8 protein-coding genes are annotated in these 6,838 nt (G+C 54.8%); all 8 read right to left on the bottom strand.

Annotated features, from left to right (window positions below; translation table 11 throughout):
• Nucleotides 1–621: imidazole glycerol phosphate synthase subunit HisF (gene hisF, locus QVO51_RS08710; protein ID WP_288168040.1), on the bottom strand; the 621-nt coding region annotated here is incomplete at its 3' end.
• A 14-nt stretch (nt 622–635) separates the two neighbouring features.
• On the bottom strand, nt 636–1,373 hold the full coding sequence (hisA, locus tag QVO51_RS08705) for a 1-(5-phosphoribosyl)-5-[(5-phosphoribosylamino)methylideneamino]imidazole-4-carboxamide isomerase (protein WP_022358083.1): 738 nt from the start codon (nt 1,371–1,373) through the stop codon (nt 636–638).
• A gap of 11 nt (nt 1,374–1,384) precedes the next feature.
• The gene (hisH, locus tag QVO51_RS08700; RefSeq protein ID WP_015558913.1) at nt 1,385–1,987 is read right to left on the bottom strand and encodes an imidazole glycerol phosphate synthase subunit HisH; all 603 of its coding nucleotides are present in this window, start codon (nt 1,985–1,987) and stop codon (nt 1,385–1,387) included.
• Nucleotides 1,987–2,568, bottom strand: coding sequence for an imidazoleglycerol-phosphate dehydratase HisB (gene hisB / locus QVO51_RS08695; protein WP_022358082.1), 582 nt, complete (start codon nt 2,566–2,568; stop codon nt 1,987–1,989). The genes hisH and hisB overlap by 1 nt, the downstream gene beginning before the upstream one ends.
• Nucleotides 2,565–3,647 (bottom strand): pyridoxal phosphate-dependent aminotransferase, encoded by a 1,083-nt coding sequence (locus QVO51_RS08690; RefSeq protein WP_022358081.1) that lies wholly within the window; start codon nt 3,645–3,647, stop codon nt 2,565–2,567. The genes hisB and QVO51_RS08690 overlap by 4 nt, the downstream gene beginning before the upstream one ends.
• A gap of 18 nt (nt 3,648–3,665) precedes the next feature.
• Nucleotides 3,666–4,958, bottom strand: a complete 1,293-nt coding sequence (gene hisD / locus QVO51_RS08685) for a histidinol dehydrogenase (RefSeq protein ID WP_022358080.1) — start codon at nt 4,956–4,958, stop codon at nt 3,666–3,668.
• Between the two features lie 12 nt (nt 4,959–4,970).
• Nucleotides 4,971–5,606, bottom strand: a complete 636-nt coding sequence (hisG, locus tag QVO51_RS08680; RefSeq protein WP_022358079.1) for an ATP phosphoribosyltransferase — start codon at nt 5,604–5,606, stop codon at nt 4,971–4,973.
• 21 nt (nt 5,607–5,627) lie between these two features.
• The coding region (gene hisZ, locus QVO51_RS08675) for an ATP phosphoribosyltransferase regulatory subunit (RefSeq protein WP_288168039.1) at nt 5,628–6,838 on the bottom strand (1,211 nt) is incomplete at its 5' end.

Here is a 6,838-nt window from a genome sequence, read left to right as displayed (position 1 = left end):
GCTGCCGCAGCCGCCGCTGGCGATCACCGGGATCTTGACCGCATCACACACGGCATTCAGCATCTCGATGTCAAAGCCAGCCTTTGTGCCGTCCGCATCAATGGAGTTGAGACAGATCTCCCCTGCCCCCAGGCGCTGGATCTCCTTGACCCACTGGATCAGATCCAGGTGCATATCGATCCGCCCTCCGTTTACATACACCGTGTAGCCGCCAGTGCCATTCCGCTTTGCATCCACGCCCACCACTACGCACTGACTGCCGAAAATATCCGCCGCCTCTGCGATCAGCTTCGGATTCTTTACGGCGGAGGAGTTGATGGAAACCTTGTCTGCACCGGCACGCAGGGTCTCCCGGAAGTCGTCGATGGTGGAAATGCCTCCACCTACGGTGAGCGGGACGAATACCTGCTGGGCAGCCCGGCGCACCACGTCTAGGATCACACCCCGCCCCTCATGGGAGGCGGTGATATCATAGAACACCAGTTCATCCGCACCCTGCCGGTTGTATTCCGCTGCGCACTCCACCGGATCCCCTACGTCCTGGATGCCTTGAAAATTCACGCCCTTGACCACCTTGCCGTTGCGTACATCCAGACAGGGGATGATTCGTTTTGCAAGCATAGCTGCCACTCCTTTCAGTCGGCTTGATTCACAGGCTGTGCCTCAGCAATGGCTTCCCGCAAATCCAGCGTACCCTTATACAGGGACTTGCCGCAGATGGTTCCATACAGCCCCATCTCCCGGCAGATGCGGATATCTTCAATGGTATGCACACCGCCGCTGGCAATGATATTACACTGCCCACGGGTGGCATCCGCCAAAGCGGACAGCTGTTCCGCATTGACGCCGGACAGCGTGCCGTCCTTGGAAATATCCGTGAAAATGAAGGTACCCACTCCGGCACAGATCATTTCCCGGGCAAGGGCAATGTAATCCACATCGGAATCATCCAGCCAGCCCTCTGCGGCTACCTTGCCGTTTTTGGCATCGATCCCCACTGCAATCCGATCCCCGTATTCTGCCACTGCTTCCTTGACAATCCGGGGGTTTTTCAGGGCAATGGATCCAAGAATCACCCGGCTGATACCCCCGGACAGGTAATATTCCACCGTGTCCAGAGAACGGATGCCGCCTCCGAGCTCCACCCTCAGCGGTGTATGCTTTGCTACATCCAGGAAAATGTCAGCGTTGACCGGCTGTGCGGATTTTGCCCCGTCCAGATCCACCATATGGATCCACTGGGCACCTGCCTCCGCAAAGCCCTGGGCAGTGTCCATATAGCTTTCTGCCACTTGTTCCGCAGTCTGGAAATCCCCCTTCCAGAGCCGGACACATTTGCCGTCCTTGATATCAATTGCTGGTAAAATAATCATATGTTCTCTCCTTATGCCAATGCCGCAAAGTTCCGCAGCATCTGTAACCCAATCTCACCACTTTTTTCCGGATGGAACTGGGCACCGAATACATATGCTCCGTCATATACCAAAGCGGGAATGGTGCTGCCGTATTCACAGGACGCTGCAATCACCGAATCCGGGCACATAGCCTGATAGGAATGCACAAAATACACATATGCATCCTCCGGCAGATCCTTCAGCATGGGGCAGTCCAGCTTTTGATCCAGCTTGTTCCAGCCCATATGAGGAATCACCAGCCCGTGATCCGGGATCCGCTCCACCGTTCCCGGCAGCAGTCCCAACCCCTCGCAAGGCTCAAATTCATAGCTCTTCTCAAACAACATCTGCATGCCCAGGCAAATCCCCAGAAAGGGCTTCTCTTTTGCCTGCTGCTGTAAAAGCTCCGTCAGTCCATGGGCATGGAGCATTTGCATGGCACTGGGGAACGCCCCCACTCCAGGCAGAATGATGGCGTCCGCCTGGCGGATGGTGTCCGGATCATCTGTCAATATGTGTTCCTGTCCCAGGTATCGCAGGGCATTTTCTACGCTGAAAATGTTTCCTGCCCCGTAATCGATCACTGCGATCATTACAACGCCCCCTTTGTGGAAAGTACTGTACCGGTTTCATTTTCCGTAATCGCCGCTTTCAGTGCATGAGCAACCGCTTTGAAGGCTGCCTCGCACTTGTGATGATCGTTGCTGCCATACAGCATGTTCACATGCAGGGTAATACCCGCATGAAAGGCAAAGGCACGGAAAAATTCCTCCGCCAGATTGGTGTCGAATGCGCCGATCATGGGGGTGGCAAAGCTGCCATTCCACACCAGAAAGGGGCGGTTGCTGATGTCCAGGGAGGCGAACGCCAGGGACTCGTCCATTGGAATATACGCCGTGCCGTATCGGCAGATGCCGGACTTATCTCCCAGTGCCTGCTTCAGCGCCTCCCCCAGTACGATGCCCGTGTCCTCCACCGTGTGATGGGAATCCACATACAGATCCCCCTTCGTGTGGATCACCATGCTGATGCCGCTGTGGGCGGACAGGGCAGTAAGCATATGGTCAAAAAAACCAATGCCTGTGTCGATCTGGGCTGTGCCCTTTCCGTCCAATAACACTTCTACGTGAATCTGGGTTTCCCGGGTATTCCGGTCTACAGCTCCTGTTCTCATAGGCTCTCCTCCTTGGCAGAAAGTGTTTGCAGGCTTTGGGTCAGTGCCTCCAGCAATGCTGCATTCTCCTCCGATGAGCCGGTACAAATCCGCAGAAAGCCCCGGAACCGGCGGATAGCAATGGACGCATCCAACAGCATCTGATACAACTGTGCATCATACGAGGTACGCACATAGACAAAGTTTGTGCGGCTGTCATACACCTGTTCCAATATGTTAGGATACTTAGATTGTAACTGCGTGATTCCCTGATACAGCTGCTTTGCACGCTCTGTAATCTGTGCTGTGCATGCACGGAGATAATCCGGCTGCTGCAACAGAATGGTGCCGATGGTCTGGGCGATCATATCCGTATTGTAGGGGGATTTTGCCGCCCGAAGCGCCCGGGTGATGGTCTTTCCGGCTACAGCAAACCCGAGCCGGATCCCGGCAAGCCCAAGCGCCTTGGAACAGGTCTTGAGAATAATGCAGTTGTCATATGCGGAAAGCTCCGGCAGCATACTTTGATCCCAGAAATCCATATACGCTTCGTCCAGGATCACCAGGCAATCCAGTGCATTCAACAAACGGCGGATCTCAGTACGACCTACCCCCAGAGAAGTGGGATTGCATGGGTTGGAGAAAACCACTGCCTTTGCATGGGTTTCCTTGCAGAAGGCAATGAGCCTGTCCACGTCAATGGTCAGATCCTGCCGCTTGGGGCAGACCTCCACCTTCAACTCATACAGACTGCTGTAAAAAGCATACATGGAAAAATCATGTTCCAGGGTTACAATGGTGTCGCCGCTTTCCAGAAAACAGCTGGTGATGATGCTGATCAATTCATCCGACCCGTTGCCGGAGGTGATGCAATCCGGATTCAACCCGTAGTAAGCTGCAAATGCTTCATTCACCTTCCGGGACAGAGGATCCGGGTATCGGTTCAACGGCAGGGCGGCAACAGCCTCTCCGATCTGCCGACGCAGTTCCCCCGGCAGGGAAATGTAGGATTCATTGGCATCCAGCCGGATCTGATATGTGCCCTGAATGGGATCATAGGGTACCAGATCCGCCAGCTTCTGATTCAGCTGATACTGCATAGCATTCTCTCCTTCCGGTCAATCCTTTGCAAACCGTACCTTGATGGCATTGGCGTGGGCGGTCAGTCCCTCCCGCTCTGCGATCAGAACAATGTCATCCTTTGCGTCCGCCAGAGCTTCCTTGGTGTAGTACACATAACCGGAACGCTTTAAGAAGCTGGAAACGGACAGGGGCGAGAAGAACCGTGCTGTGCCGCTGGTGGGCAGCACGTGATTGGGGCCTGCAAAATAGTCGCCCAGAGGCTCGGAAGCATACTGACCCAGGAATACGGAGCCTGCATTGTCCAGTCTGCCCAGATACTCCATGGGGTTTTGCAGGTGTACTTCCAGATGCTCCGGCGCAATGGCATTGGCAAGCTCCACTGCACAATCCACGCAGTCGCAGATCAGAATGGCACCCTGATCCCGGAGAGAGGCTTCGATGATCTCCTTCCGGGAAAGGCTCTGTACCTGCTTTTCCAATTCCACCAGCACTGCATCCGCCAGCTTCTCGCTGGTGGTGACCAGAATGGAGGACGCCAGCTTGTCATGCTCCGCCTGGGACATAAGATCAGCGGCTACGAATGCGGGATCCGCCGTATCATCCGCCAGCACCAGGATCTCACTGGGACCAGCCACCATGTCAATGTCCACAACTCCATACAGCAGCTTCTTGGCAGTGGCAACGTAAATATTGCCGGGTCCTACGATCTTATCCACCCGGGGAATCTGCTCCGTGCCGTATGCCAAAGCCGCAATGGCCTGGGCACCACCGCTGAGAAATACCCTGTCCACGCCGCAGATGGCTGCTGCCACCAGAATATCCGGATTGGGAGTGCCGTCTTTCTGGGGTGGCGTTACCATAATGATTTCCTCCACCCCGGCGATCTTTGCCGGAATGGCGTTCATCAGTACACTGGAGGGATATGCTGCCGTGCCGCCGGGCACATACAGACCCACACGCTTCAGACCTCGGATTCGCTGTCCCAGCAGAACCCCGTTGGGCAAGGCGTTGACGAAGCTGTTTTCACGCTGCCGGTTGTGGAAATCTGCGATGTTCTCCATGGCATCCAGCAGTGCATTGACAAAATCCTCATCCGCCTCGTTCAACGCATCCTCAATGACCTCCTGGGGCACCTCATAGTACTGGGGCAGTTCCCCGTCAAACTGCTTGGTATAATTTTGTACAGCCTGATCGCCGCCTGCCCGGACGGTTTCGATGATTTCCGTTACGATCTGGCTTACCCGCTTATCTGTTTCGCCGGTACGCTTTGCAAGCTGCTCCAGAAATGCCTTCTCGTCGGTGCCGTTGGCATAAATCTTCTTCATCATGGCTTTGTCCTCCTATTTGTTCAGCTGTGCTTCGATCTTCTCGATCAGGGACTCGATCTGCGCCTGCCGCAGCTTTAAACTTACCGTATTCACGATCAACCGGGCAGAAATGGGTGCCACATCCTCAAAGACCTCCAGCCCGTTTTCCCGCAGGGTTGATCCGGTTTCTACGATGTCCACAATGCCGTTGGCAAGATCCAGCAGGGGTGCCAACTCCACGGAGCCTTCGATCTTGACGATCTCAACGTCCATACCCTTGGCTTCAAAAAAGGCTCTTGCTACATTTGGATATTTGGTGGCGATGGTCTTGACCCCGATGCCGGCGTAAAAATCGTCTCCCTTTTTGCCGGCAAGGGCGAATTTACACTTGCCGAAGCCCAGATCCACCAGTTCGTAGAACTTTCCGTTCATTTCCATAATGGTATCCTTGCCGACCACACCCATATCGCACACGCCGTGCTCTACATAGGTAATCACGTCCGCCGCCTTGGCAAGTACCACTTCCAGGTTTGCGTCCGGGATCGGCAGAATCAGCTTTCTTCCCTTTTCCCGGACTGCGGTACAGTCAAAGCCCAGAGATTCCAGCAGCCCGATCGTGTCCTTTTCCAGTCTGCCCTTGGTCAGGGCAATGCGCAATGGTTTTTCCATTTCCGTCTCTCCTTTATACCATCAGCCGGAAATGATTTCCGTTGCTGCTTCGTCGTTGATGATTACCAGCTTGGCAATGCCTCGCTGCCGTGCATAGGCTCTTGCATCCTCCACCGTATCCTGCATCGCAAGCTCCACAATCAGACCCTCCGCCCGGAGCTTCTTTGCCCGGCAGATTGCCTGTGCCGCACAGCCTTCTCCGGCATAAATCAGCACATCACTATGTACAGGTACCTGGGGATCATGCTTTGCATATACCTGGGAAATGGCGTCCACATGCACTGCAAAGCCAGTTGCCGGTACGTCATAGCCAAACTCTGCGATCAGTTTGTCATACCGTCCGCCGGACAATACCTCGTCCCCATAGCCGGACAAATAGCCCTTGATGATGATGCCGGTGTAGTAGTCCGTCCGGTTGACCATACCCAGGTCAATGGTCACCTTGCCGTTCTCGCACAGCCGGACTGCATCCTCATATACGCTGCGGAGATTGTCCAGAATGGCCTGCATCTTCTCACCCTTGAAGTACCGGGCAGCCTTTTCAAAAACCTCCTCGCCGCCGAACAGACGGGGCAGCATCTTCACTGCCCGAACTGTTTCGCTGTCCCCGATGGTATCCAGCAGGTCATTGAGGGCAGGATAGTTCTTGAATTCAATCAGACTGCGGATCTGTTCCTGGGTTTCCTCGTCCGTGTGCAGCTGATTCATCAATTCCTTGAATACGGCAATATCCCCAAGCTCCAGGGAGAAGGTGTCGTAGGCACAAGCCTCCAGCACCTCCAGGGCGGTGGAGATCACTTCCAGATCCGCCAGCTTGGAATCCGAACCGATCAGCTCAATGCCAGTCTGGGCAACCTGGTCGCTGCGTCCCTTTAGCTGGGGTGTGTTGGCATATACGCACTGGTTGTAGTACAGCCGCAGGGGCAGGGGCGCATCCTTCAGCCGGGTTGCAACCACCCGGGCGATTGGCATGGTGGAATCCGGGCGGATCACCAACAGCCGTCCCTTGCTGTCCGCAAATTTATACATCTGCTCCTGGGGGAAGTATGCGGACTTGTGACTGAATACATCAAAAAACTCCAGGACCGGTGTGATGACCTCAGAAAATCCCCGGCTTCTGAAAATCTGTTCGATCCGGTGCTCCACGCTGCGGCGCTGTGCGCATTCGGTAAACAAATAATCCTTTGTGCCCTCCGGGGTAATCAAATCGTAGTATCTCATGGCTGCCTGCG

It is taken from the genome of Ruminococcus sp. CAG:379 (genome assembly GCF_000434255.1).
Lineage (GTDB): Bacteria > Bacillota > Clostridia > Oscillospirales > Ruminococcaceae > Ruminococcus_F > Ruminococcus_F champanellensis.
This window is presented reverse-complemented; position numbering and strand designations above follow the sequence as displayed.

Coding starts and splice junctions, on each gene's coding strand:
- hisH (WP_015558913.1), bottom strand. CDS start 1,987: ATGATCGCAGTGATCGATTACGGGGCAGGAAACATTTTCAGCGTAGAA.
- hisA (WP_022358083.1), bottom strand. CDS start 1,373: ATGATTATTTTACCAGCAATTGATATCAAGGACGGCAAATGTGTCCGG.
- hisG (WP_022358079.1), bottom strand. CDS start 5,606: ATGGAAAAACCATTGCGCATTGCCCTGACCAAGGGCAGACTGGAAAAG.
- hisB (WP_022358082.1), bottom strand. CDS start 2,568: ATGAGAACAGGAGCTGTAGACCGGAATACCCGGGAAACCCAGATTCAC.
- hisD (WP_022358080.1), bottom strand. CDS start 4,958: ATGATGAAGAAGATTTATGCCAACGGCACCGACGAGAAGGCATTTCTG.
- QVO51_RS08690 (WP_022358081.1), bottom strand. CDS start 3,647: ATGCAGTATCAGCTGAATCAGAAGCTGGCGGATCTGGTACCCTATGAT.